General features: G+C 59.7%; 22 protein-coding genes. 10 read left to right on the forward strand and 12 right to left on the reverse strand.

Annotated elements, in window-relative coordinates; translation table 11 throughout:
* Positions 1 to 149: 149 nt before the first annotated feature.
* Both tnpC and tnpB read right to left on the reverse strand, forming a co-directional pair.
* Positions 150 to 1,661: an IS66 family transposase gene (tnpC, locus tag ACA065_RS03460; RefSeq protein ID WP_497693323.1), complete on the reverse strand. Its 1,512-nt coding sequence runs from the start codon at positions 1,659 to 1,661 to the stop codon at positions 150 to 152.
* A 17-nt stretch (positions 1,662 to 1,678) separates the two neighbouring features.
* Positions 1,679 to 2,038, reverse strand: coding sequence for an IS66 family insertion sequence element accessory protein TnpB (tnpB, locus tag ACA065_RS03465; protein ID WP_497693324.1), 360 nt, complete (start codon positions 2,036 to 2,038; stop codon positions 1,679 to 1,681).
* A gap of 230 nt (positions 2,039 to 2,268) precedes the next feature.
* Between tnpB and ACA065_RS03470 the strand changes: the two genes are divergently transcribed.
* From ACA065_RS03470 to ACA065_RS03480, 3 genes are read left to right on the forward strand one after another with little or no spacing between them, the layout of a single operon-like run.
* Positions 2,269 to 2,928, forward strand: coding sequence for a paraquat-inducible protein A (locus ACA065_RS03470; RefSeq protein ID WP_497693325.1), 660 nt, complete (start codon positions 2,269 to 2,271; stop codon positions 2,926 to 2,928).
* The gene (locus ACA065_RS03475; RefSeq protein WP_497693326.1) at positions 2,915 to 3,538 is read left to right on the forward strand and encodes a paraquat-inducible protein A; all 624 of its coding nucleotides are present in this window, start codon (positions 2,915 to 2,917) and stop codon (positions 3,536 to 3,538) included. Before ACA065_RS03470 ends, ACA065_RS03475 begins: the two co-directional genes overlap by 14 nt.
* Positions 3,531 to 5,834 (forward strand): PqiB family protein, encoded by a 2,304-nt coding sequence (locus ACA065_RS03480; RefSeq protein WP_497693327.1) that lies wholly within the window; start codon positions 3,531 to 3,533, stop codon positions 5,832 to 5,834. Before ACA065_RS03475 ends, ACA065_RS03480 begins: the two co-directional genes overlap by 8 nt.
* Positions 5,835 to 6,005: 171 nt before the next feature.
* Here ACA065_RS03480 and mksF read toward each other — a convergent pair whose 3' ends face one another.
* The 3 genes from mksF to mksB are packed head-to-tail and all read right to left on the reverse strand — an operon-like array spanning position 6,006 to position 10,832.
* The gene (mksF, locus tag ACA065_RS03485) at positions 6,006 to 8,846 is read right to left on the reverse strand and encodes an Mks condensin complex protein MksF (protein WP_497693328.1); all 2,841 of its coding nucleotides are present in this window, start codon (positions 8,844 to 8,846) and stop codon (positions 6,006 to 6,008) included.
* Complete coding sequence (mksE, locus tag ACA065_RS03490) at positions 8,843 to 9,550, reverse strand: Mks condensin complex protein MksE (protein ID WP_497693329.1); 708 nt, start codon at positions 9,548 to 9,550, stop codon at positions 8,843 to 8,845. The genes mksF and mksE overlap by 4 nt, the downstream gene beginning before the upstream one ends.
* Positions 9,540 to 10,832: an Mks condensin complex protein MksB gene (gene mksB, locus ACA065_RS03495; RefSeq protein ID WP_497693330.1), complete on the reverse strand. Its 1,293-nt coding sequence runs from the start codon at positions 10,830 to 10,832 to the stop codon at positions 9,540 to 9,542. The genes mksE and mksB overlap by 11 nt, the downstream gene beginning before the upstream one ends.
* Before the next feature lie 187 nt (positions 10,833 to 11,019).
* Between mksB and ACA065_RS03500 the strand changes: the two genes are divergently transcribed.
* A complete protein-coding gene (locus ACA065_RS03500; protein ID WP_497695293.1) occupies positions 11,020 to 11,763 on the forward strand; it encodes an energy transducer TonB in 744 nt (247 codons plus the stop codon).
* The gene (gene rimI, locus ACA065_RS03505; protein ID WP_497693331.1) at positions 11,756 to 12,208 is read left to right on the forward strand and encodes a ribosomal protein S18-alanine N-acetyltransferase; all 453 of its coding nucleotides are present in this window, start codon (positions 11,756 to 11,758) and stop codon (positions 12,206 to 12,208) included. Before ACA065_RS03500 ends, rimI begins: the two co-directional genes overlap by 8 nt.
* Before the next feature lie 133 nt (positions 12,209 to 12,341).
* Here rimI and ACA065_RS03510 read toward each other — a convergent pair whose 3' ends face one another.
* Positions 12,342 to 12,746: a serine kinase/phosphatase gene (locus tag ACA065_RS03510; protein WP_497693332.1), complete on the reverse strand. Its 405-nt coding sequence runs from the start codon at positions 12,744 to 12,746 to the stop codon at positions 12,342 to 12,344.
* A 139-nt stretch (positions 12,747 to 12,885) separates the two neighbouring features.
* On the opposite strand from ACA065_RS03510, the gene can reads away from it, so the two are divergent.
* Positions 12,886 to 13,530 (forward strand): carbonate dehydratase, encoded by a 645-nt coding sequence (gene can / locus ACA065_RS03515; protein ID WP_010213394.1) that lies wholly within the window; start codon positions 12,886 to 12,888, stop codon positions 13,528 to 13,530.
* On the opposite strand, the gene ACA065_RS03520 is transcribed toward can, so the two are convergent.
* From ACA065_RS03520 to ACA065_RS03540, 5 genes are all read right to left on the reverse strand, one after another.
* The gene (locus ACA065_RS03520; RefSeq protein ID WP_497693333.1) at positions 13,527 to 14,051 is read right to left on the reverse strand and encodes an SET domain-containing protein; all 525 of its coding nucleotides are present in this window, start codon (positions 14,049 to 14,051) and stop codon (positions 13,527 to 13,529) included. The two genes, can and ACA065_RS03520, sit on opposite strands and share 4 nt — an antisense overlap.
* Positions 14,052 to 14,198: 147 nt before the next feature.
* Entirely contained in the window at positions 14,199 to 15,368 is a 1,170-nt protein-coding gene (locus tag ACA065_RS03525) for a hypothetical protein (RefSeq protein ID WP_497693334.1), read from the reverse strand.
* A 122-nt stretch (positions 15,369 to 15,490) separates the two neighbouring features.
* Entirely contained in the window at positions 15,491 to 17,191 is a 1,701-nt protein-coding gene (locus ACA065_RS03530; protein WP_497693335.1) for an acid phosphatase, read from the reverse strand.
* Between the two features lie 96 nt (positions 17,192 to 17,287).
* Positions 17,288 to 17,608, reverse strand: a complete 321-nt coding sequence (locus ACA065_RS03535) for a hypothetical protein (RefSeq protein ID WP_497693336.1) — start codon at positions 17,606 to 17,608, stop codon at positions 17,288 to 17,290.
* A gap of 150 nt (positions 17,609 to 17,758) precedes the next feature.
* On the reverse strand, positions 17,759 to 19,177 hold the full coding sequence (locus tag ACA065_RS03540; protein ID WP_497693337.1) for a short-chain fatty acid transporter: 1,419 nt from the start codon (positions 19,175 to 19,177) through the stop codon (positions 17,759 to 17,761).
* Between the two features lie 186 nt (positions 19,178 to 19,363).
* Here ACA065_RS03540 and ACA065_RS03545 point away from each other — a divergent pair, with 186 nt between their 5' ends.
* The 3 genes from ACA065_RS03545 to ACA065_RS03555 all read left to right on the forward strand — a co-directional run bounded on the left by ACA065_RS03545 (position 19,364) and on the right by ACA065_RS03555 (position 22,369).
* Positions 19,364 to 20,677: an MFS transporter gene (locus ACA065_RS03545; protein ID WP_497693338.1), complete on the forward strand. Its 1,314-nt coding sequence runs from the start codon at positions 19,364 to 19,366 to the stop codon at positions 20,675 to 20,677.
* A 61-nt stretch (positions 20,678 to 20,738) separates the two neighbouring features.
* Entirely contained in the window at positions 20,739 to 21,875 is a 1,137-nt protein-coding gene (locus ACA065_RS03550; RefSeq protein ID WP_497693339.1) for an XRE family transcriptional regulator, read from the forward strand.
* Positions 21,872 to 22,369, forward strand: coding sequence for a DUF4411 family protein (locus ACA065_RS03555; protein ID WP_497693340.1), 498 nt, complete (start codon positions 21,872 to 21,874; stop codon positions 22,367 to 22,369). The genes ACA065_RS03550 and ACA065_RS03555 overlap by 4 nt, the downstream gene beginning before the upstream one ends.
* 41 nt (positions 22,370 to 22,410) lie before the next feature.
* Here ACA065_RS03555 and ACA065_RS03560 read toward each other — a convergent pair whose 3' ends face one another.
* Entirely contained in the window at positions 22,411 to 23,781 is a 1,371-nt protein-coding gene (locus ACA065_RS03560; protein ID WP_497693341.1) for a GntT/GntP/DsdX family permease, read from the reverse strand.
* 216 nt (positions 23,782 to 23,997) lie between these two features.
* On the opposite strand from ACA065_RS03560, the gene ACA065_RS03565 reads away from it, so the two are divergent.
* On the forward strand, positions 23,998 to 24,903 hold the full coding sequence (locus ACA065_RS03565) for a cation diffusion facilitator family transporter (protein WP_497693342.1): 906 nt from the start codon (positions 23,998 to 24,000) through the stop codon (positions 24,901 to 24,903).
* Positions 24,904 to 24,998: the final 95 nt, after the last annotated feature.

Consider the following 24,998-nt stretch of genomic DNA (forward strand, 5'->3'; position numbering starts at 1 on the left):
ATTCCAGAACCCCTGTTTGCTAACGCGAACAGGGGTTTTGTTTTGGGCGGTCGAAAATGAACCACAACAGCCGTATCGCCTATATTGTTGCCAGCCAATTTAGGGTAAGCGATCCATAAACCCCACCTAGCCAAAGCTGGGCAGAGCGTTTAGCCATACACCTGAGGCGTGCAGTTCCACGGCAGCAGGGCTTCGTAATCTTCAACTGATGACGCCTGCGGCAACCGCTCCAGTGCGTGGCGCAGCCACGCATAGGGCTCCTGGCCGTTGGCTTTGGCAGTCTCGATCAGGCTGTAGAGTTGCGCGCTCACCGTCGCGCCATTGGGCGTGTCGCTGAACAACCAGTTCTTTCGTCCGATCACGAAGGGCCTGATGGCGCGTTCGGCTGGGTTATTGTCGATCGGCAAGTAGCCTTCCTCGACATACCGCTCGAGTTTGTTCCAGTTGTTGGCCAGGTAGGTTACTGCCTTGCCCAGAGCGTTCTGCGTCGTGACATAAGGGAGCGTTTTATCGACCCAAGCCTTTAGCTCACTCATCACATGGCAGCTTAAATTCTGACGGCCTCGTTTGCGGCCCTCATCGCTACTTTCTTTGTAAGCGATCTCGATGCCGTATAGCTTGCTGATCAGCTTCAACGCCATGTCAGCACGCCCCATCCTGCCCTTGGGTTGCAGTTTCTGCGCTTCAACAAACTTGCGCCTTGCATGTGCCCAACACCCCAAACGCTCGACACCATCCTGCGTGCCCAGTGCGTTGTAACCGGCGTAATCGTCGGTCATCAGATAGCCGCGATAGCCTTCGAGCAGGCGCAGTGGTACTTCCTGCGCACGGCTGGTGGAGTAGTCGAAAAGGATCACCGGTTTGTCGGGCGGACCGCCGGTCTGCACCCACATCCAGGACTGACTGCCGGGCTGTCGACCGGGCTCTTTCAAGACCTGCACACGGGTTTCATCGCAGTGGATGATGCGGCTTTCCAGCAGTTGATCGCGCATCAAATTCAGCAGCGGCTGAACGTGCTCGCCGCACTGGATGACCCATCGAGCCAGGGTCTGGCGCGGGATGTCGACGCCGTGGCGGCTCAGGACTTTTTCAAAGCGGTGAAGCGGCAAACCGTCCACGTACTTGGTGGTCAGCAACATGGCCAGCACGCTGGGGCTGGCCATGCTTTTTTCGATCAGATGAGCCGGTTTGTCCGCTGTCACGGGAGCTATTTCGCAGTCGCGGCAGCCGTACACCTTGCGCACGTGCTTGAGGACACGGATCTGCATCGGCACGATCTCAAGCTGCTCGCTGACTTCCTCGCCAATGGCGTGCTTGCGACAGCCACAAGCACACGTCAGTTCGTGCTCGGGCAGTTCGTGGATGATTTCGATGCGCGGCAGATCGGCAGGCAACGGCTTGCGTTTGCCGCGCCGCTTGGCGGGTGAAACCACTTCCTCCTCAGTGGATTCGTCTACGGGCTCTGCTTCGTGTTCTGCCTCGTTGAACAATGCCATCTGCGGCATCGCAGGATCGACCGCTTGTTCGGATTGTCGGCCAAACAGTCGCTGGCGCAGGAGGGCAACCTGTTCTTCCAGAAAACCGACTCTGGATTGCATCTTCGCAAGCATCTGCTTGAGCAATTCGGGGTCCTCGGGAAGGTTTTCGGGCATGGGATTCATGCCTGGATTATACCGAATCAGGCCACGAATCGCGGCGTCAAAACCTGATGAGGGCGATTGCGCCAGAGGTCGAAGCCATCCAATAGCCAGTTGAGTTCCTGCACGGTCAGAACAATCGCCTCGTCGGCAGCGTCAGGCGATGTTTTAAAACGCTCGGATTCAAGGCGCTTGAGCCAAAGACAGAAGCCGTTGCGCTCCCAGTACAATATCTTCACACGGTTGCGCGACTTGTTGAGAAAGACAAAAAGCACGGGATCGAATACTGCAACCTTGATATCCAGCTCGACCAGCGCAGCCAGGCCGTCAATGGACTTTCGAAAGTCGACGGGTTTGGGGTAGAGATAGACTTTTTCGACTTTTGCATCGGGTCGCATCATGACGGATGGGCTCCAGAAAGAGAATCGGGAGCACAGCATCCGAGATCAGGTGGCGGGTTTGAATGTGGGGTTTATGGAGCGCTTACAATTTAGGCAACGCGTTGTATTGGATTTAACGGCTGCCCGTTTTCATCGGTTCCCCTTGTTCTTCCCGACAAATTTGCACAGTTATTTCTGAACCAGACCACTAGAATAGGCACCTAACCTTTTTCAGAGTTCGAGCCCTATCTATGCCCGATCCAGTTGATACCCTCAAGGTGTCGGACTTACCACTGGAGGATCTGGTGGCATGCCACGAGTGCGACTTGCTGATGCGCAAACCCGTACTCGCCCTTGGTGAAAAAGCCCAATGCCCACGCTGCGGTTACGAGCTCTATGCTCACCGCCACAACGTCGTTGAACGAAGCCTGGCGCTGGTGCTTGCAGCGCTGTTGCTGTACGTCCCCGCGAACTTTTTACCCATCATGCAGCTCAATCTACTCGGGCAGTCGTCAGAAGACACTGTATGGAGTGGCGTGGTCGGTCTGTTCGATAGCGGCATGCAAGGTGTAGCCGCTGTGGTGTTCCTGTGCAGCATGGGCATTCCCCTGCTCAAGTTGCTCTGCCAATTGGCCGTGCTGCTCAGCATTCGCTGGAAGATTGGCCGCAGTTATGGGCTGTTGCTTTACCGCATTTACCACCACCTGAAGGATTGGGGGATGTTGGAGGTTTACTTGATGGGCGTGCTCGTTGCGATCGTCAAACTCGCCGACATGGCCTCCATCACGATTGGCCTGGGTCTGGTCTGCTTCATCAGTCTATTAATGGTTCAAGTACTGCTTGAGGTGGTGATGTCGCCCCACCAGATCTGGCAAGCGTTGTCAGGAGAGGATGATCATGCGGGCGATTGATGCAGGCATTCTGATTTGTACCGAATGCCACGAGTTGAACAAGCAAGAGGCTGACACCGAGGAGCAGCTCTGCACCCGTTGCGGTGCGCTGATCCATGCCCGTCGCCCCAACAGCCTTACACGTACCTGGGCACTGCTGATCACCGCGGCGATCTTGTATATCCCCGCTAACCTGTTACCAATCATGACCGTCAACTCCCTTGGGCAGGGCGATCCAAGTACCATCATGGCCGGTGTAATCCAGCTGGTTCAGCACGGTATGTTCCCCATCGCGGCGGTGGTGTTTATCGCCAGTATCCTGGTGCCTACATTCAAGCTGGTGGGCATTGGCCTACTGTTGTTCTCGGTGCAGCGTCATCAACCGCTGTCCGCGCAACAACGCATTATCATGTACCGCTTTATCGAATTCATTGGCCGCTGGTCCATGCTGGATATTTTCGTGATCGCCATCCTGGTGGCGGTTGTTAACTTTGGGCGACTTGCCAGTGTCGAGGCCAATCTCGGTGCTGCAGCGTTCGCCAGTGTGGTGATCTTGACGATGCTTGCCGCAGTAACTTTTGATCCCCGACTGATTTGGGACAACACGGAGTCGGACGACGACCATGAGTGATTTGCCAAAAGCTAAAACCCGCCCAGCCTCCAACTGGTCGGCCATTTGGGTGTTGCCATTGGTTGCGCTGATCATCGGCGGCTGGCTGGGATGGCGTGCCTACTCCCAACAAGGCATCGAGATTCAAGTTCGCTTCGAAAGCGGCGAGGGCATCCAGGCCAACAAGACTGAAGTGGTCTACAAGGGTATGTCGGTGGGCAAGGTCAAAACCTTGGCCTTGGACGATGAGGGCAGCAATCGCGGGGTGATTGCCACCATCGAGATGAACAAGGATGTTGAGCAATACCTTAAGACCAACACGCGCTTCTGGCTGGTAAAACCCAGCGTCAGCCTCGCCGGTATCACCGGCCTGGAAACCCTGGTTTCGGGTAACTATATTGCGGCCAGCCCGGGCGACGGTGAACCCACCCGCAAGTTCAAGGCCCTCTCCGAAGAGCCGCCTTTATCTGACGCCAAGCCCGGCTTGCACCTGACCATCAAAGCCGACCGCCTTGGCTCGCTGAACCGTGGCAGCCCGGTGTTCTACAAGCAGATTCAGGTCGGCCAGGTCAAAAGCTACCTGCTGTCGGAAGACCAGAGTACGGTCGAAATCAAGGTCTACATCGAACCGACCTACGCCAGCCTGGTGCGCAAACATACGCGTTTCTGGAACGCCAGCGGCATCAGTATCGACGCCAACCTCTCCGGCGTGAAAGTGCGCAGCGAATCGCTCTCCAGCATCGTCGCCGGCGGCATCGCTTTCGCCACCCCAGAGAATCGCAAGGACAGCCCGCCAACCGACCCGAGCCTGCCGTTCCGCTTGTACGAAGACTTCGACGCTGCGGCGGCGGGTATCAAGGTCAAGGTCAAACTCACCGACTTCGAAGGCCTGCAGGCCGGGCGCACGCCGGTCATGTACAAGGGCATTCAGGTCGGTAGCCTGAAAACCCTGAAGATCGACCCGGACCTGTCCAGCGCGAACGCCGAGCTGACCCTCGACCCCCTCGCCGAAGACTACCTGGTGCAAGACACCCAGTTCTGGGTGGTCAAGCCGTCCATCTCCCTGGCGGGTATTACCGGCCTGGAGGCGCTGGTCAAAGGTAACTACATCGCCATTCGCCCCGGCGACAAAGGCAGCGCCCCACAGCGTGAATTCGTCGCGCGGGCCAAAGCGCCACCGCTGGACCTGCGCTCCCCAGGCCTGCACATGGTGCTGTTCACCGATAACCTCGGCTCCCTGGATGTCGGCAGCCCAATCCTCTACAAGCAAGTCAAAGTCGGTTCGGTGCAGAGCTACCAGTTCTCGCGCAAGAACAAACAGCTGGTGATCGGCGTTCACATCGAGAAGGAATACGAGAACCTGGTCAACGGCTCGACACGTTTCTGGAATGCCAGCGGCGTCACGCTCACCGGCGGCCTCACCGGTGGCATCCAAGTGAAAAGTGAATCCCTGGCCAGCCTGATGGCCGGTGGTATCGCCTTCGAAACGCCAGAACCGAACGTACCGCTGAAAAAGCGCATCCCACGTTTCCGTTTGTTTACTGATCGCGAGGCCGCCAACCAACATGGCACCCTGGTGACCATCAAGGTTGATCGCGCCGACGGTTTGCGCCCCGGCACGCCGGTACGCTTCAAGGGCCTCGACGTAGGCAAGATCGAAAGTGTCGACCTGAGCGCGGACATGCAATCCGTGTTGCTCAGTGCGCGCATTACCCAGGTGGCTGATCGGGTCGCACGTGTGGGCAGTCAGTTCTGGGTGGTCAAGCCTGAGCTCGGCCTGATGAAAACCTCGAACCTGGAAACCCTGGTGACCGGCCAATACATCGAGGTACAGCCCTCGGCGAAAAACGCCGGCCCACAAAAGAGCTTTGTCGCGTTGGACAAACCACCAGAAGCGGTTCATCAGGAAGAAGGCCTGAGCCTGGTACTCAGCGCCGCACGCCGTGGCTCGTTGAAGGAAGGCGTTCCGGTCACTTACCGCGAAGTCACCGTGGGCAAAGTCACCGGTTACGAGCTGGGCCAGACCGCTGACCGCGTACTGGTCCACATCCTGATCGAGCCTAAGTACGCGCCGTTGGTGCGCAGTGGTAGCCGCTTCTGGAACACCAGCGGCTTCGGTCTGGACTTCGGCCTGTTCAAAGGCGCGACGGTACGGACCGAATCCCTGGAGACGTTGGTCGCGGGTGGCATCGCTTTCGCCACGCCAGACGGTGAGCGCATGGGCAACGCGGCACGGCCGCAGCAAACTTTCCCTCTGTTTGATAAGTTTGAAGATGAGTGGCTGACGTGGGCGCCTAAGATTCCATTGGGCAAGTAGACCGAGGCGCGGCCATCGCGGGCAAGCCCGGCTCCCACATTGGAATGCATATCTCCTGTGGGAGCCGGGCTTGCCCGCGATGAGGCCCTCAAGATCACTGCAAAACCCCAGCCCATAAAAAAGGCCGCGATCCATACAGATCGCGGCCTTTTTACATTTCAGCGCAGTGGCTTAAACCTCATCCAGCTCCGGCTCATCCGCCTGCACATTCACCGTCGCCTTCACCACATCGTGACGACGGATGTACTTCCAATCCGCCTCATCAATGTAGATACCATTCGGCCCGCTGCCACCTTCCAGGTCGATCGCCACTTGGGCGGACACCTGCGGCTTCACACTGGCCAGGATTGGCACGAAGCCCAACTGCAAGCTGGTTTCCAGCAGCGCCGCCTGGTTCTTCTCATCGATATCCGCCGCCTCATCCAGGTAGTACGGCAAACGCACACGCCCGGCCTGGTCACGGTCCATCAAGTGCAGCAACAAGTACATGTTGGTCAGCGCCTTGATGGTCATGGTGGTGCCGTTGGACGCCGCCCCATCGATGTCGGTGTGAATCACCGGCTGGCCATGCACCTTGGTGATCTCGAACGCCAGCTCGAACAAGTCCTTGAGGCCCAACTGGTTATGGTTGGCAGCTACCAGGCGCGCCAGGTATTCCTTGGCCTCTTCGTTTTTGTTGTCCTGCTCGGCGCTCTGGCTTAAGTCGAACACTGACAGGGTCTCGCCTTCTTCATACTGACCGGCACTGTGGATGATCTGGTCGATATGCTTGAGCGCTTCCTTATTCGGCGCCAGCACGATGCGGAAGCTCTGCAGGTTGGACACTTGGCGTTTGTTGATCTCGCGGTTGAACAACGCCAACTGGTGTTCCAGGCTGTCGTAGTCGCTGCGGATATTGCGCAGGGTCCGCGCGATATCGGTAACCGCCGCCCGACGCGCCTTGCCGAGGGTCAGGGCTTCGTCGGTGCGGTGCGCATAGGCGTTGATCAGCAGGTGCAGGCGACGCTCCATATCATCTTCACTGTCGAACTTGGCCACGCCTTTGAGGCGCACCTGCGCATACAGTGCGTCGATCTGGCCATCGGCGCGCAGCAAACCTTGCCAGCTGTCCTGATAGTCATTGAGCAGCGGCAGCAGGTTGTCCATGGAGTCGTCGACCGGGTCCATGAACGGTGTGCCGAACGGCAAGTCCGCCGGCAACAGCTGACGACGGCGCAGCGCGTCATCCAGCGTGCGCTGCTTGGCTTCCATGTCGCCGATCTGACGCCCAACCAATTGCAGCTTGGCCGACAGTTGCTGCACGCGTTCGGTGAAGGCATCGCTGGAGCGTTTCAATTCATCCTGGGCGGCTTCCATCTGCGCCAGGTGTTCCAGCTTCTCGCCTTCTTCAGCGCTCAGGGTCTGTGCGCGACGGAAGTCTTCCAGCGCCTTCTGTGCGTCCAGCACTTGCTGGTACAGCGCTTCGGTCTGGGTCTTGCTCGCCGCTCGGTCAGAGGCTACCGCCTGCTGCGTCTTGAGCTGCTTGAGTTCTTTTTCCAGGCGCTCTTTCTGGTCGCGCAATGCCGCGCGATCCGCCAGGGCCTGCAACGCAGGTGGCTCGATGTGTGAGATGTCGATGGACAGCCCCGGCACTTCAAAACGCTCACCCTTGAAGCCATCGAGGATCTGCTCCAGGGATTTAACCCACTGGCCGTCCTCGTCCAGCGTGATGCCATGCTCGCCCAATGGCAGGCTGAACAACGAACTGTTGAACAAGCGCATCAGACGCTCGACGTCCTGCTGTGAGAATTCTTCGCGCAGTTTGGCGTAGCTGTTGTTGTCTGCGTGGTCGAGCTGTTGCTTGACCGACTTCAGGCGTTTTTCCAGGTCGCGAAGACGCTCCTCCAAGTCCTCGGCGCTGAACTGTCGCGACTGCGCCAAGGCGCCCGCCAATTCATCGTGAGCATCCTTGGCGGCCAGCAGTTGCTGCTCCAGCACCTTGACGTCATCGACCAATGCAAAGCGATGCTTGAGCACCGACAGCTCGCCCAGCCAGCGTTGAATGCCGCTGATTTCCCGCTCCAGGCGCATCAGCTCCTGGGTGCCGCCGCGCTGATCGTTTTGCAGCGCGTCCTGCTCATTGCGGTAATGCTCGGCCTGGATGGTCAGCTCTTCCTTGCGCGCACTGGCGTAGTCCGACCAGGTGCCGAGCAACGAGTCCAGCAGCGGCGACAGGCGATGCAATTTGCCGCGCAAAATGTCGCGCTGTTTCACGCCATTGGCCAGGGCTTCGACCAAAGGGCCAGCAGCCACCAGCGAGTTGTAGTCCTGCTCCATGCGTCGCACATCGCGGAAGGCTTCTTCGCACGCAGCGATGTAATCGACACTGCCCGAACGCAGGCTGTGCTCGAAGGCATCCAGGAACAATTGCTTGAGCTTGGCGGCGGTGATTTCGCGCATGTGCAGCAGGTTGATAAACAACGCGCGGAAGGTCTTCAGGCTCTGCTCGCTGGTGGAACGCAGCGGAATCAGGGTCAGGTCCAGCGGGATCGACGTGTGGCCGCCTACCAGCAAACGACGCAGTTCATCCGGCTTGAGTTCGTAGGCTTTCAGGCCTTCGCGCTCAAGGTTGGTGAACAGCTCTTTCTGACGCAGGCAGGTGTCGTTCTTCTGGTAGTGCGCCAAATCCAACTTGCCCGCATAGGCGAAGAATTGGTGACCAAAACCACCGCCCGGTCCGCGCCCGACCACGCCGATCACATGCGGGCCGTGGGGCAACGAGACTTCCACGAGGATGTAGCTGGTGTCGGTGGCAAAGTAGAAGCGCCGCGATTGCTCCAGGGTGTACTTGCCGAAACTCATGTCCGACATACGCGCCAGAATCGGGAATTGCAGGGCGTTGATCGACGCGGATTTACCCAGGTTGTTCGCGCCATACACCGACAGCGGCTCTTCCAGCGGGAACAGACCCAAGCTGTAACCGGCGGTGTTCAATAGGGCGAAGCGGCGGATGCCGTAGCGTTCCTTACTCATGCGTCGGTCTCCTGTTCTTCGGCAATCGCACGGGCCATGGCGTCTTCTTCGCTTTCTTCGTCAAAGTCGCTCAAGTCCAGCGGGTCATCGGTCTTCAGCAGTTTCTCATCGCTGTCTTCGTCGATGATCACCGGCGCCGGCAATGGCAGCACGCTGTGTACGCTGGCTGCGAGGTCACGGTCCTGCTGCACCGACAGGCACACGTCAAGGAAACGGTGCATCGGTGGAAGAAAGCGGTACACACCGTTGTCTTCGCTGGCAAAACCCAGTTGGGTCATGCGGCGCATGATTTTTTCTTCGAGTTCTTCCTGGGTCTGTACTTCGGCCTGGATAAACAGGTCGCGGTACTTTTCCAGCAACGACGGCAACTCATCGCGGCCCAGGCTGCCACCGTCGAGCACAGCGATTGGGTCGCGGCCCTGGTCGGCCAAGTGCTCGACGATGATGAAGGTGAACAGCGCCAGGCGTTGGGCGGTCTTGTTGACCTGCGCGCTGGCGATGGCGGAGTCCGGCACGAAGTAGTAGAAGCCACGCGTGTCGCACACCAGTTCAAAGCCCAGGGCCTTGAACAGCGTGCGGTACTGGTCCTGGAAGTTCGACAGTTGCGCGTACAGCTCCGGGTCGCGGCGGCTGACGTGGTAACCCTTGAACAGCTCGCGAAAGATCGGCGCCAGCTGGGACAGTTCGGATAGATCAAGTTGCATTCGAAGTCCTTACATAAGCGGTACTCGCAGAGTTCTCGGCGGCGTCAGAACCGGCCGGGAGCAGGGCGAAGGAGCGCAGGCTGACCTGGTGCTCGTGGGTGTGATAGTCGCGGCGTTCCAGGCGTTCGCGCTTGAAGCGCTTTTCACGCGAGAGCCGCGAGAACCAGTACAGCAATTCGTCGGTGGCGCCATCCGGTTCCTGCTCCAGCAGCCAGGTCATCAGGTCGGGCATCGGCAGCGCGTCTTCGCAGCGCTCGAGCATTTCCTTGACCGTGCGCGGTGCACGCTGGGCGTCGCCCTTGTGGGATTTGTGGGCCTTGGGGAAACGCGCCGGTTTCGGCTCGAAATTCGCCAGGGCATACACATAGGCCTCGACCTGGCTGGCACTGCCCAGGAAGGTGCTTTGCGGCCGGGTAAACATCGGCATCGCCGCTTGGGGCACCGCGTCCAACCCTTTACGGCGGATGGCCGACAGGGCCAGCGCCGCACCACGGGTTACGGCGTTATGCCGACGCGCTTCTTCGCGCAGCGGCAGCAGCAGTTCGCGGGCGTGGCGCAAGGTCAGCTGGGCGCTGGTCTGCATTTCGAGAATGCGCGCGTGGGTACGCAGCAGCATGTCATCGTCCACCAGGTGGCCGAGGCGCTGTTGCTCGGTGAGCATGCGCAACAGCACGTTTTCGACCTTGCGCACGCCTTGTTCGAAGGCGCCGTCGGCGTTCACCAGTTGGATCATCGGTTCGACGTATTCATCCCAGGTCGCCAGCACTTCGGCGTAACGCTGGCGCAAGGGGATCTGCCGGTCGCTGGTCTTGGCGCGGTCGGCCACGGCGGCGAGGGCTTGTTCGTCATTGGCGAGTTTTTTCAGCACATCGCGTACGCGCATATCCAGCAGGCGCAGTTGGCGGGCCAGGTCATGGCCATCGCGGATGTCGAAGGCGTCCTGAATGTAGCCGGCCAGGCGCTCAAGGTGGCGCAGGTAGGCTTCGATTTCCAGGCACAGGCCAAGCCGGTGCTCCTTGCGAAGATAGGCGAGGAAGTCGTGGATCTGTGCGTTGAGCTCGAAACGGTTCGGGCTCTTGGCGACAGGCACCAGGATATCCAGGCGAATCCACACGTCCAGCAGGCTGGTGATGTCCTGGGGCGTGCTGTCCAGTTGTTGGGCGGCCAATTGCGCGCGCAGCTCGCCCAGGCTCAAGGTGCCTTGGTCGAAGTGTTCGCACAGTGGCTCAAGTAAGGCCCAGTGTTCGGCGAGGGCGCGCAGGACGCGCTTGGGTTCGATCATGGGAATGGCCGGCTGGTTGGCGATTAAAAGTCGCGATTGTACTGCATCGCGCGCGGGATTTATCCACAGCCGGTCAGTGCGCAGTGGGCGATTGTTACCGAACAGCGGTAGAATCCCCGCTCTTTACTTATCCACAAGTGGCCGAGCTGTGCTTATCGAGTCCCGACGTCGCGCTTACTTGACCGCCATGCAGGTGGTCAACTGGCTGCCCCGCACCGAACTGCCGTTTGCCGCCCCGTCGCGGCCCGAGCTGCTACAGACGCTTGAGCCCTATGAGGCATTCGAGGTTTCGGGGGAAGAGGCCGCCGCACCGGTGGCGGTGGTCAAGCCCGCCCCCGAGGCGCGTCCTGCCGTTGAGCGGGCGAAGATTGAAGTGCCGCGCCCCGCTCCGATGGTCAAGCCGGCAGCGGTTGAAGAGGCTGCGCCGGTGGCCAAGGCCCCGGTGGTGCCGCCGCCGCGTTTTGCCTTGCAATTGCTGCGCGCCGGGCGTTGCCTGCTGCTGGTGGAATTGCCCACCGGCGAGCGCTTCCAGACCCGCGACCCGGCGTACATGCTGCTCAAGGACATGCTGCGCGCCGCGGGCCTGCCCGACAGCCCGCAAATCGTCGGCGACCCGGTGCGCTGGCCGCTGCTGGTGCGCGGCACCATGGACCAGGGCCCGGAGGCCGCGCGGGATTTTGTACAAGGTTTTGTCTCGGCGCGCCTGGAAGACGAACCCTGCGTGTGCCTGTGGCTGATCGGTCTGCCCGCCGTGCGGTTTGCCGGCGAGGCGAATGCCGAAGCCTGGTATCGCGAACTGCAGGTCGAAGGCCTGGGCTCGGTTTGGGCCTTGCCGGGCCTGGAATTATTAATGGAAGAGCCACAGCGTAAGGCTGATGTCTGGCAAGCCATGCGCCGGCTGATGGCGCGCTGGAAAAGTACCGATGAGTGAGGCTTTATCCTTCCGCCCGATGACCGAGGCTGACCTCGACGCCGTGCTGAAAATCGAATACGCGGCGTTCAGCCATCCCTGGACCCGCGGGATTTTTCTCGATGGGCTGGGCAAGTACCAGATCTGGCTGATGTTCGAAGGCGAGCAGCAGGTGGGCCACGGTGTGGTGCAGATCATCCTCGACGAAGCGCACCTGCTGAATATCACCGTCAAGCCGGAAAACCAGGGCCGTGGTTTGGGCCTGGCGCTGCTGGAACACTTGATGTCCCGCGCGTATGCCGCCAGTGCCCGGGAGTGCTTCCTGGAAGTGCGCGACAGCAATACCGGCGCGTTCCGCCTGTATGAGCGTTATGGGTTTAACGAAATTGGCCGCCGCCGCGATTACTACCCGGCGGTGGGTGGTCGCGAAGATGCGGTGGTGATGGCCTGCACATTGCTTGACTAAACTCACAACTCACTGTGGAGGCAGGCCTCTGTGGGAGCTGGCTTGCCTGCGATAGCATCACCTCGGTCTCAATGAGACACCGAGGTGTTTGCATCGCGGGCAAGCCCGCTCCCACATTTTGAACCGTGGTTATTCAGCGGTTACCGTCTACGGGGTCGATATCCGCCAGTTCGGCTTCATCCAGGCCATTCCCGCCGCCGATCTCATCTTCATCGACGATGCTCAGGTCATAATCCGCCGGATTATCCTCGCCTTCCTCCCGCGCATCCCGTGCGCCATCCTCATGGATAAGCGTTTCCGGGCTCATATCATCGTCAGTGGGCTCATGGTCATCCGTGGAGGCCCCGGTCATTCCAGCTTCGCGTACCCGTTCGTCGGGCATCAGCTGCTCGCGCTCGCCAAGTGGAATCTCATCACCGATTTCCGCCGTCGGCTCTTGCTCGTCGAAGTCCAGCTCGCGCATCGAACCCATGCGGTCCTCGTTGTCATCAATCGGTTCCGGCTGCGTAGCGCCGTAGGGACGTCGTGATTCAGTCATGGCCAATCCTCATACTGTGGGGCTTATAGTGTGTGGACAGGCACGACGCTCAAAAAATTCAAGCTAATTGCCGCAGGGCGTGACCCGGACAAGCGGTTGTCTGTCACACAGCTGCGCATCATTCCTGAGGCTTTCCCTGATGAACGAACTACAAGACCTGCTTGATAACAACGAACGCTGGGCGGACGCGATCAAACAGGAAGATCCCGAATTCTTCGCCAAGCTCGCCCGCCAGCAAACCCCGGAATACCTGTGGATCGGCTGCTCTGACGCCCGCGTGCCGGCTAATGAGATCGTCGGCATGCTGCCGGGTGATCTGTTCGTGCACCGCAACGTGGCCAACGTGGTGCTGCACACCGACCTCAATTGCCTGTCGGTGATCCAGTACGCAGTCGACGTGCTCAAGGTCAAACATATCCTTGTCACTGGCCACTATGGCTGCGGCGGCGTGCGCGCCTCTATGCAGGACCGCCAGTTCGGCCTGATTGACGGCTGGCTGCGCACCATTCGTGACCTCTACTACGAAAACCGCGACCTGCTGGCCCAGTTGCCGACCGAAGAAGAGCGCGTTGACCGCCTCTGCGAGCTGAATGTGATTCAGCAGGTGGCTAACGTCGGCCACACCAGCATTGTGCAAAACGCCTGGCACCGTGGGCAGAGCCTGTCGATCCACGGCTGCATCTATGGCATCAAGGATGGCCGCTGGAAGAGCTTGAACACCACCATCAGTGGCTTCGAGCAGCTGCCGCCGCAATATCGCCTGCGCCCGTTGGGTGAAGCTTAAGGGCGTTTGTGACGGTCCTGCTCCTGCAGGAACAGTGTGCCCTCTGCGCTGAGTTGTTCCTCTGGGCCTTTGATCCAGCCCCGGCAGTTGGGGCTGGCGCACTCACAGGCAAACTGGCGGGGCAGGATGTCGCCGGTGGTGGCGTAATCAATGGTCAGCCACGTGTCGGCGGCAATGGGCATGACTGACCAGAGCTCCAGATAAGCGGTGTCGAAGTACACATTCGGATCGCAGGAGTGTTGCAGTTGGCCGCACACCCACGGGTCATACAGCCGGATGCGCGGCGAGATCTGGAAGGTATGCTGGCGGCATTCGCTCAAAACATAGCCGAACACCCTGGCAATCAGGGTGCGGCTGTCGAAGGCCACACGGGATTTGATGCCGACGCCTGCGCCGTTCAGGTCGCGTACTACCTCAAATTGACGTGTCGATGGATACCCGCATTCCGCCAGCGTTGTCGCAAAGGGGTAAAGACAGTCACTGTCCACGCTAGCAGCCTTATCCTTGGCTTGAGTTTTCATCACTCTCCTTGGGTGGGCTGCATCGACCTGCGAATGGTGTCTGACTGCCAGTCTTGCAGCGAATGGGCCCGGGTCAAGACTCGCTGAACAGATAGCCGATTGCTACTGTCAACTTTGACAGTAGCAATCGGCTATTTTTTATGCGCACTACAACGCGGGTGGTGTGATGGCAGGCGCCGGGGCGGCAGTCTTCAGCTGTTTCAACTGTGCCTTGATGGTGGGCGTGGCGCACTTGGCGTTGGCTTGCTCGGGGGTCAGGTTACGCACCGAGGTGTAGAACAGCTCACAGGTCTGCTCCTTGCGCGTGACCTGCCAGGTGTTCATGCACGCCTTGAGCAATACATTCGGGTCGCTGGCAGGTTTTTGCCCCATACCGGCCTGCCAGCAGGCCGCGCTCAGGTCTTGCCCCATTACCTTCAAGCCGGCTTCGTCGGCTTTTTGTTCATTGCCGTCGTAGGTGGCAGGGTCTGCCGCATACCAAATGTAACTGGGGTGGTTGGCGCCCAGCACCGACACGGTTTTGCCCGCTGCCGGGCTGATCTGTACCAGGCCCAGCACACCCACGGTCTGGCCGTACTGGTGCTTGATCCAGCTGCGCACTGGTGCGCCGAACGCCACCATCGGCAATGAGCCGTTGGTGTGCAGGCTCAGTTCCTCGACCATGCGTGTCTGATAATCGGTGAAGTAGCTGTAGACGCTTTCAAGATCCTTGCCCGCGTTGGATGGCGCGGCAATCGGGGCGATATCAATGATGGTCTGGTAGGCCGGGGTTTCGGTGGCCGGGATGCCATTGTCGGTGAGCAAGGTGGCCCAACGGTCGGTGGTGGCTGATTCCAGGTAATCCTGGGCCTGGGTTAATGAGTAATCCGGCGGGAAGTGCAGCAGCTCGATGCTTTTGCGGTTTTCCAAGGCCATGCCCAGCGGCAGGAACAAGTACCAGTTGTAGGCCCACTTGCCGTCGCTGTTGAGTTTGCTGGCGCCTTGGTAGGCCAGGTCTGCGGTATTGAGCAACGTGGTCAAGGGTTGGCCGTAGTGGTCGGGCACGCCGCTGAAGGTGGCTGAGACTTGGCCGTCGTGGGTTTTCACGCTGACCTTGGCGCGGCTGTAGCCGTCGCGCTGCAAGCTCTGGTTAAGGTAATGCTCGGCGGTCTGCTCCAGCGTCCATGGCCGAAAGCAGATCACGTTGCAGTTATTGGGGAACGCGAACAACTGGGTCACCCGTTGCGTGCTGCCCAGTGGCACTACGAGATCGGCCTGTACGACCGCACTGGCCAGCAGTGCGGCCAGGGTGAAGGACAGCCTGGTCGGTTTAAACATAGTTGGTTCCTTGTCAGCGAAAGCCCGTCTGCGCGGGGTGAAAGCCCACTTCCACACAGTAGCGGCTGACCAGGAAAACTGCGTGTTAAATCGCCAGGCGTGTCGTTATTGGATAAGAAAACCTACGCCATCAATTGCAACGCGTTGCTCAAGTCACCCATGGGCTTTTGGCCGCGAGCGATCATGGCGTCATCGCGCAGCTTGAGGCCGTCGAGTTTCTCCAGCTGGAACACCCGGGTGATCAAACGCAGGATCGACGCGGTGTCGTATACCGTGTGGTCTACCGTGCCTTTGCGCGCAAATGGCGACACGATAAGCGCCGGGACGCGTGTGCCCGGGCCCCAACGGTCGCCTTTGGGCGGCGCCACGTGGTCCCACCAGCCGCCGTTTTCATCGACGGTCACCACCACCACCATGTTTTTCCACTGCGGGCTTTCTTGCAGCACTTTCAAGGCGCGGGCGATATGGCGGTCGCCCGAGGCTACGTCGGCATAGCCGGCGTGCATATTCAGGTTGCCCTGGGGTTTGTAGAAGCTCACGGCGGGCAGCTTGCCGGCTTCGGCGTCGGCGAAGAATTTGTTGGTGCTCGATTCATCGCCCAACCCACCATCGCGCAAGCGTTTGTCACGTTCGACGCGGTTTTGCGGCCCTTGCTGCGTGAAGTAGTTGAACGGTTGGTGGTGGTACTGGAAGTTAGGAATCTTGGGAATACCGCCCGAATCCTTGAACTGGTCCAGGGTCGCTTGCCACGCACCGGCGTACCAGGCCCAGTCGACGTTCTTTTTCGACAGCTTGTCGCCGATGTGCTCGTGGGTTTGCGGCACCAGCACGTTGGGCAGATCGGGTTTGGAGTAATCCGGGTTTTGCGGGTCGCGGATCCAGGTCGGCCAATAGGGCGGGGCCAGCGTATTCACGGCGTAACCGTCCGGCGTCAGCGCGCTGGGGCCGAACTGCGGCGGGCCGGTCATGGCGCTGGCCGGGGACTTGTCCAGCGGCTTGAGGCGCGGGTCGGTGGGGTCATCGCTTTGCAGCGTGGCAATCTGCGCCTTGGCCACCGACTGTGCGGCGTTCGGATAAAACGGCGCGGTCGCGCTGATCAGGTACTGGTGGTTCAGGAACGAGCCACCAAATGCGCCCTGGAAGAAGTTGTCGCACAGCACGAACTCCTTCGCCACATCCCACAGGCGCAGGGAATAACGGCTCTGGGCGTAATGGCCCATCACCAGGGCGCCGGAATCGCCCCAGGCGACAAAGTGGTCGTTCTTGCCGCCGTTGATCTGCATCTGGTTCTGGTAGAACACGTGCCACAAGTCGCGGGTGACCAGGCTCAGAGGCAGGTCTTCGGCGTTCGGGCCTTTGAGGGCGAACGGCGCATTGGGCAGGTTTTCCTGGAATTGCACTTCGCTGGGGTAGGTCACCCCATCCACGCTTTGCGGGCCGACTTGCAACACACCGCCCCAGGCTGGCGGCAGGGTGGTCAGCAGGCTGGCGTCGCGGTCGCGCTGTTGCGCATCCGCCGCAGCAAGAGCCGACAGGGGTTTCTCAACCCCAGGGAAATCCGCAAACAGGTTATTGAAGCTGCGGTTTTCGGCATAGATCACCACCACCGTCTTCACCTGCTCGTGCAAGGCCTTGTCCAGTTCCTGTGGTGTGAGCGGTCGCGCCACCGGTGTGCTCGGTGTTTCACTGGTGTTGCCGCAGGCACTCAAGGTCGCACCCACCCCCAGCACCGCCGCGCCCCCCAGGAAGCGTCGGCGGCTGGTGTCCACTGGCGGTTGGGCTACGAAATCGGGGGAAGGGCGGTCTTCGTGCTCGTCACTCATTGCTGGGAGTCCCTGCGAGGTGGATGTTTCAAAATATTTCGCAGGACGGTAGCAATGCAATGTGACGGAACGAAGACAGTCAGGTGGACAAGGCGCTCACAGCAGGCTCAGTGCCAATTGGCTGCCGGCACGCAAGTACTCTACTTGTGCCGCTACCGCATCCTTGACGATGGCTTCGCCTGTATCGGTAAGCCTGGCTTTTTTCGCATCGCGGACACTGGTCTGCAGTAGCTGCATGGCCACATCCATGGCTTTTTGGAAGGCGGTGACGTTGTTATGCAGACCGAACTCTTGGATAACGGCAGCCATGCGCCGATCGGCATCGTCTCGCAGGGTTATGTACTCAACGAACGATACGTGGTCGTCCTTGTAAATATCATTGATCAACTCTTCCAGTGATTTGGATAGGGGCGTCATCGGATTTTCCTTGGCGTTTTGTGAGGAGTAGTCCGAGTCAGGTTAATCAAAGACGTTGACGGTAGAAGTCAGGGGTTGTCACTGCATTGAGTGGGACAACCCCTACACATGTCATCAGAAAGGCCGCATGCCGCGCGGCGCTTTGGCGCGTTACGGCATTACCGGCGGCAAATATTTCAACGTGGTTCCCAGTGCCCACAACAGGAACAACACCAACGGCGTGTGCACCAGTAACTGTACAAACGAGAACCCAATCAAATCCCGCGCCTTGAGCCCCAGCACGCCCAGCAGCGGCAGCATATAGAACGGGTTGATCAGGTTCGGCAGCGCTTCGGCGGCGTTGTAGATCTGTACCGCCCAGCCCAAGTGGTATTGCAGGTCATTGGCCACTTGCATCACGTAAGGCGCTTCGATGATCCACTTGCCGCCGCCTGACGGAATAAAGAAGCCCAGCACCGCCGAGTACACGCCCATCAACAGCGCGTAGGTGTCGTGGGAGGCGATGGAAGTGAAGAAGGTCGAGATATGGTGCGCCAGGGTCTGGCCGTCGCCGCCCTTGACCACGGTCATCAGCGCCGCGATGGAGCCGTAAAGCGGAAACTGGATCAGCACCCCGGTGGTGGTCGGCACGGCACGCGCCACCGCATCGAGGAAGCTGCGCGGGCGCCAGTGCAGCAGCGCGCCGACCATGATGAACAGGAAGTTATAGGTGTTCAGCCCCGAGATCGCGCTGATCGCAGGCTTGGTCGAGAACTCATGGAACAGCCAACCGGCCGCCAGCAACGCCAGCAAAATGGTCAGCAGCGGGCTGTGCTCCAGCCATTCGCCTGGGCGGGTTGGCGGTTGAATCTTGGGCAGGTTAAAGGCCGGGTCGACGCCGCAGGCTTTTGCATCACGGGCGCTGTTCGGCCCCGGCGCGGTGGCGTAGGCGATGATCAGCGAGACCACGATCAGCGCCAGCAACATCACCCCGGATTGCCACAGGAAGATCGTGTCGGTGAATGGGATCACCCCCGTGATCGACAGAATCGACGGCGGCAAGCTGGCCGGGTTGGCCTGCAATTGCGCGGCCGACGACGACAGCCCCAGCGCCCATACCGCGCCAAGGCCCAAGTAGGCCGCAGCGCCGGCCGCGCGGTAATCCATGCGCAAATCCGTGCGACGCGCCAGTGCGCGCACCAGCAAACCGCCGAACACCAGGGACAAGCCCCAGTTGAGCAGGGAGGCAACCATGGAAATCAAGGCGACCCAGGCCACAGCCGAACGGCCGTTCTTAGGGATGCGCGCCAGGCGATCGATCAGTTTCACCGCCGGCGGCGAGCTGGCCACCACATAACCGCCGATCACCACAAAGGCCATCTGCATGGTGAACGGGATCAGGCTCCAGAACCCGTCACCAAAGGCTTTGGCGGCCTCGGTCGGCGCGGCACCCATGCCCAGGGTCGCCACGGCGACGATGATCACCGCGAGGGCGGCAAACACCCAGGAGTCAGGAAACCAGCGTTCGGCGAAGTTGGAACAACGCAGGGCAAATCGCGCATAGCGGCTTTCTTCGATAGCATCGGCCACAAGTTTTACCTCTTGTATTTATTATGGGTGTTGGCAGTTTTACGGCATGTTCCTCCACGCCCATTGATATGGGAATGCAGTTATCTTCATCGATCCATGAGTAAAACAAATATATCCGTCGCGATTGCCATCACTGGGCTCAGCTCATAACCTGCACGCCATTTTGTTTGTCTGCCGAGCCTCCACATGACTGCCACCTTTTCCCCACAGGCGCAGCGTTTTTCCCGCTCCGACTACAAAACCCTGGGCCTGGCCGCCCTCGGCGGTGCCCTGGAAATCTACGACTTCATTATCTTCGTGTTCTTTGCGCTGACCCTCAGCCAGCTGTTTTTCCCGCCGGAAATGCCCGAATGGCTGCGCCTGCTGCAAAGCTTTGGCATCTTCGTGACCGGCTACCTGGCGCGACCGCTCGGCGGCATCCTGATGGCGCACTTCGCCGATCACCTGGGGCGCAAACGCGTGTTCAGCTTGAGCATCCTGATGATGGCCTTGCCGTGCCTGCTGATCGGGATCATGCCGACCTACGCGCAAATCGGTTATTTCGCACCCTTGATCCTGCTGGCGCTGCGCGTGCTGCAGGGCGCGGCGGTAGGCGGCGAAGTGCCCAGCGCCTGGACCTTCGTCGCCGAACACGCCCCGCGTCATCACCGAGGCTACGCCCTGGGCTTCCTGCAAGCTGGCCTGACCTTCGGCTACCTGCTCGGCGCACTGACCGCAACGCTGCTGGCGCAAGTCTTCACCCCCGCCGAAATCCTCGATTACGCCTGGCGTTTCCCGTTCCTGCTCGGCGGCGTGTTCGGCGTGATCGGCGTATGGCTGCGCCGCTGGCTCAGCGAAACTCCGGTGTTTCTCGAAATGCAGGCGCGCCGCCAGGCTGCCGCCGAAATGCCACTGCGCACGGTGCTGCGTGACCATCGCGCCGTGTTGCTGCCGGCGATGATCCTCACCTGCGTGCTGACCTCGGCCGTGGTCGTGCTGGTAGTCATCACCCCGACCATGATGCAAAAGACCTTCGGCATGAGCCCCAGCCACACCTTCGCCTTGAGCGCGCTGGGCATCGTTTTCCTGAATATCGGCTGTGTACTCGCCGGCCTGCTGGTGGACCGCATCGGCGCCTGGCGCGCGGTGCTGGTCTACAGCCTGTTACTGCCGGTGGGTATTGCGGTTTTGTACGCCAGCCTGATCAGCGGCGGCGTATGGCTGGGCGCGGCGTATGCCGTGGCGGGCTTGAGTTGCGGAGTGGTGGGCGCGGTGCCGTCGGTGATGGTCGGGCTGTTCCCGGCGCAGGTGCGGGTGTCGGGAATTTCCTTCACCTACAACATTGCCTACGCGTTGTGGGCGAGCACTACGCCGCTGCTGTTGATTGCACTGATGCCCACCAGCCCGTGGATTTGTGTGGGCTACTGCGTGGTGATGGGCGCGGTGGGGGTGGTGAGTGTGGCGCTGTTTGGCAAGCGCCACCCAGTAAACGCTGTTACAAATGGCACTAATGGCCATTAATTGACGGGTAGGGAGGTCGCTCCTATAGTCACGTCCAATCCTGACGAGCACACCTACCTCTATGTCTCAGATCGCCTATATCAACCCTGCAATCCTGTCCTGGTCTCGCCAGCGGGCGGGGCTGACTGAAGCGCAGGTTGCCAAAGGCCTCATGGTCAAATTGGAAAGGCTGAAGGAGTGGGAAGGCGGCCAGAGCCTTCCCACCTTCAACCAGGCGCAAAAGTGGGCTGCCATTGTGCACGTCCCTTTTGGTTACCTCTTTCTCAGGGCTCCTCCACCCGAGCATTTACCTCTTCCAGACCTGCGTACTGTGGGTGGCGTTTTTCCAGACGAGCCCAGCTTGAACCTGATGGATACAGTGAGAGACGTGCTCCGTAAGCAAGACTGGTACTTGGAATACTTGCAGGATCACGAGCGTTCCCCTCTACCCTTCGTGGGACGTTTCAGTAGCCGTTCGCCGATCAAAGATGTGGTTGCAGATATTCGTCGCGTACTTGGCGTGACGGATGCATTTGCTCGAATGGGTTACGAAGACTATGTGAGGGCTTTGGTGAGTGGTGCGGAAGAAGCCGGAATTCTCGTCATGCGCAGTGGTGTTGCCTTGGGCAACACCCACAGGAAACTGGATGTCAGTGAGTTTCGAGGATTTGCAATCAGCAATCCGATGGCCCCCGTGGTTTTCATCAACAGTGCGGACGCGCCCACGGCACGGCTTTTTACATTGATGCATGAACTGGCACATATCTGGATTGGTAGCACGGGCGTGTCTGATGGAAACAGTCAAAGCGCCCGTCAGGAAGAGGCCTTCTGCAATGCGGTGGCGGGAGAGTTTCTAGCGCCGGAACTCATTTTTCGAGCGCATTGGGATTCCGATGTTCACTGGGAAGAAAACCTGGGGCCCATGGTCGGGCGCTTTCGCGTCAGCGCATTGGTGATTGCACGTCGCGCCCGTGATCTTGGCTACATCAGTAATGAGCAATACGGCGCTTACTACCGTCGGATCTTGCAGGAGTATCGAGATAAAGACGGTAGTGGAGGCGACTACTACCGCACAGCGGCTATAAGGAACAGCACCCGGTTGAGCAAGGCCGTTCTTGCAGAAGCACAGAGCGGGCGAATTTTGTTGCGGGACGCAGGAAAATTGCTGGGTGTGCAGCCAGCCAAGTTGAAGGCTTATGGGATGAAGCTATCGGCATGAAGCATCTATTGGATTCGAATACGCTGATCGAGGCCAAAAACCGTTATTACGCAATGACGATTTGTCCTGGCTATTGGGCATGGATACTTCAGCAGCATCAGGCCTTGGAAATTGCCAGTATTGTTCCAGTCAGGGACGAATTAGCCAAAGGCAACGACGAGTTGACGCAGTGGGTAAAGGGTAATGCCAGCCTGTTTGAAGACTCGAGTGGTCAACAGACTCAAGCAGCCTTTGGGAAGATCGTCTCAAGAATTGCCGAGCAGGCACCGGTGATGAAGGCCGGGGCACTGGAAGAGTTTCTTGAGGGCGCAGATGCTTGGTTAATCGCCAAGGCGATGACGACGGGGGCGGTGGTTGTTACGCACGAGGTCTACAACCCTGACATCAAGCGCAAATACACTATTCCCAACGTGTGTGCTCTGTTTAGCGTTCCCTGCATGAACACTTTCGAGTTGCTCGATAAGCTCGACGCGCGCTTCGTTTTGCATCACTGACAGAGTGAGGGGGAAGCGCGCTCCCCCTCGTTGCAACATCTTCAGGTCAGAAAGTGCCACAGCACCAGCGTACCCACCAAACCAACGACGGAAACAATCGTCTGCAGCACCGACCACACCCAGATCGTCTGCTTGAGCTGCAAGCCAAAGTACTCGCGCACCATCCAGAACCCGGCGTCGTTGACGTGGCAGAAGAACACCGAGCCGGCGCCAATCGCCAGCGCCACCAATGAACTCTGAGTCGCCGCCAGCCCGGCCATCATCGGCGCGAGGATGCCCGCCGTTGTGGTGGTGGCGACGGTCGCCGAGCCGGTGGCCTGGCGCAGGGCCACGGCGATCAGCCACGCGAGTAACAGATACGGCATGTGCGCGCCTTCGGCGACTTTACTGATGGTCTGGCTGACGCCGGCGTCCAGTAACGTTTGCTTGAGGCCACCACCGGCGCCGATGGTCAGCAGCAACACGGCGATAGGTGCAAGGGCTTTGCGCAGCGTGTTGCCGACGTCGCTGCGTGGCATGCCGGCGGCCCAGCCCAGGCAGACGACGGCGGCGATGACTGCCAGGCCGAGGGCGATCAGCGGTTCGCCGAGGAATTTCAAGGTCAGTGCCAGCGGGTTTTCCGGTGACATCGCAACCTTGGCCAAGGTGCTGCCGAGCATCAAAATCACCGGCAATAAAATGATCAGCAACGACACGCCGAAACTCGGCTGGCGCGGCGCCTTGGGCGGTGCGCTGAACAGCGCGCCGATGTCGGCCGGCTCATCCACGTGCATGCGTTTGGACAGCCAGTTGCCATACAGCGGGCCCGCGAGAATCACCGCCGGCACCGCCAGGCAAAAACCCAGCAACATGGTCAGGCCCAGGTCGGCGTGCAAGGCGCTCACTGCAATCAGCGGCCCTGGATGCGGCGGCATCAGGGCGTGCAGGGTCGTCATGCCGGCCAGTGCCGGGATGGCGATTTTCAGCAACGGCTGGTTCGAACGTTTGGCCATGACGAAGATGATCGGCACCATCATCACCAGGCCCACTTCGAAGAACAGCGGCAAGCCGATCACCATGGCCACCAGCGCCATCACCCAAGGCAGAGACTTGCCTTTGCCCAACCCTAGCAAGGTGGTGGCGATACGGTCGGCCGCACCGGATTCGGCCATCAACGCACCGAGCATTGAACCCAGGGCAATGATGATCCCGGCTTCACCGAGGATCGCCCCGGCGCCTTTGCTGAACGCCTTGGCGACTTCCTCCGGGGGCAGCCCGGCGCCCACACCGGCGATAAACGTGCCGATCAAAATCGACAGGAACGGCGGCAGCTTGGTCGCGCTGATCAACACAATGATGCTGGCGATGGCCAGCAGAACGCAGAACATGAGGCGGGTGTCGTGAACCATCCACGCGGCAGTCGATAACTCCAAGACGGGACTCCTTATCGAACAGGTTGGCTAATTTGTTTCTTTTTATTTCCTGCTAGAAAAGCATACCTGATAGAACCGTTCCAGAGCGTTCATGTGCGATTTTGGTGCGCGTCATGTAACGGCGAGCTGTCGCGCGGATGACAAATTTGCAACCCCTGCGCGGGGATTTGGCCTATAGCTCTATGATCAACGGACCACACCTTTTGAGGACATTTCATGAGCGCAGGACATAACCACGGGCAAGCACGCGCCGGCCACGAGAGGCTTTTATGGATCGCGCTGGGTTTGACAAGCAGTTTCATGATTGCCGAGGTGATCGCTGCCTTTATCACCGGCAGCCTGGCGCTGTTGTCCGACGCCGCGCACATGATGACCGACGCCCTGGCGCTGGCGATTTCCCTCGTCGCTATCCAGGTCGCCAAGCGCGCCGCCGACCGCAAGCGCACCTTTGGCTATGCGCGTTTCGAGATCCTGGCGGCGGCGTTCAACGCGTTGCTGTTGTTCGCGGTGGCGTTTTACATCCTGTATGAGGCCTATCAACGCCTGCAGGCACCGGCTGAAATCCAGTCCACCGGCATGCTGGTGATTGCCGTGCTGGGGCTGATCGTCAACCTGATTTCCATGAAGTTGCTCAGTGCCGCCAGCGGTGAAAGCCTCAATGTGAAGGGCGCTTACCTGGAAGTGTGGAGCGACATGCTCGGCTCCATCGGCGTGATTATCGCGGCGGTGGTGATCATGTTGACCGGCTGGGGTTGGGTCGACTCCCTGGTGGCGGCGGCCATCGGTTTCTGGGTTTTGCCGCGCACCTGGACCCTGCTCAAGGAAAGCATGAACGTGCTGCTGCAAGGCGTACCCGACGGGGTTGATATCGATCAGGTCGAGCAGGCCATTCGCAGTGTGCCCGGGGTCAAGGACGTGCACGACCTGCATATCTGGGCCCTGACCAGCGGCAAGAATGTGCTGAGTACACACTTGGTGGCGGATTCCGCGCTGGGCACCGAGCAACAAATCCTCACGCGGGTGACGGAATTGCTGCACGAACAATTCGATATTTCCCACGTCACCTTGCAGGTCGAGGGCGAAGGTTTTCATCACGACGAGCATGACGAGGTACATGCCTGATCCTGGCTAACGGATTTGTAATGTTTCACCCACCGCCCTGATAAGTACCGAAAGCTACATTGCCCCCGCTGGGAAATCTCAGCGACTTCATGGGC

This window comes from Pseudomonas sp. LBUM1640, from assembly GCF_059716225.1.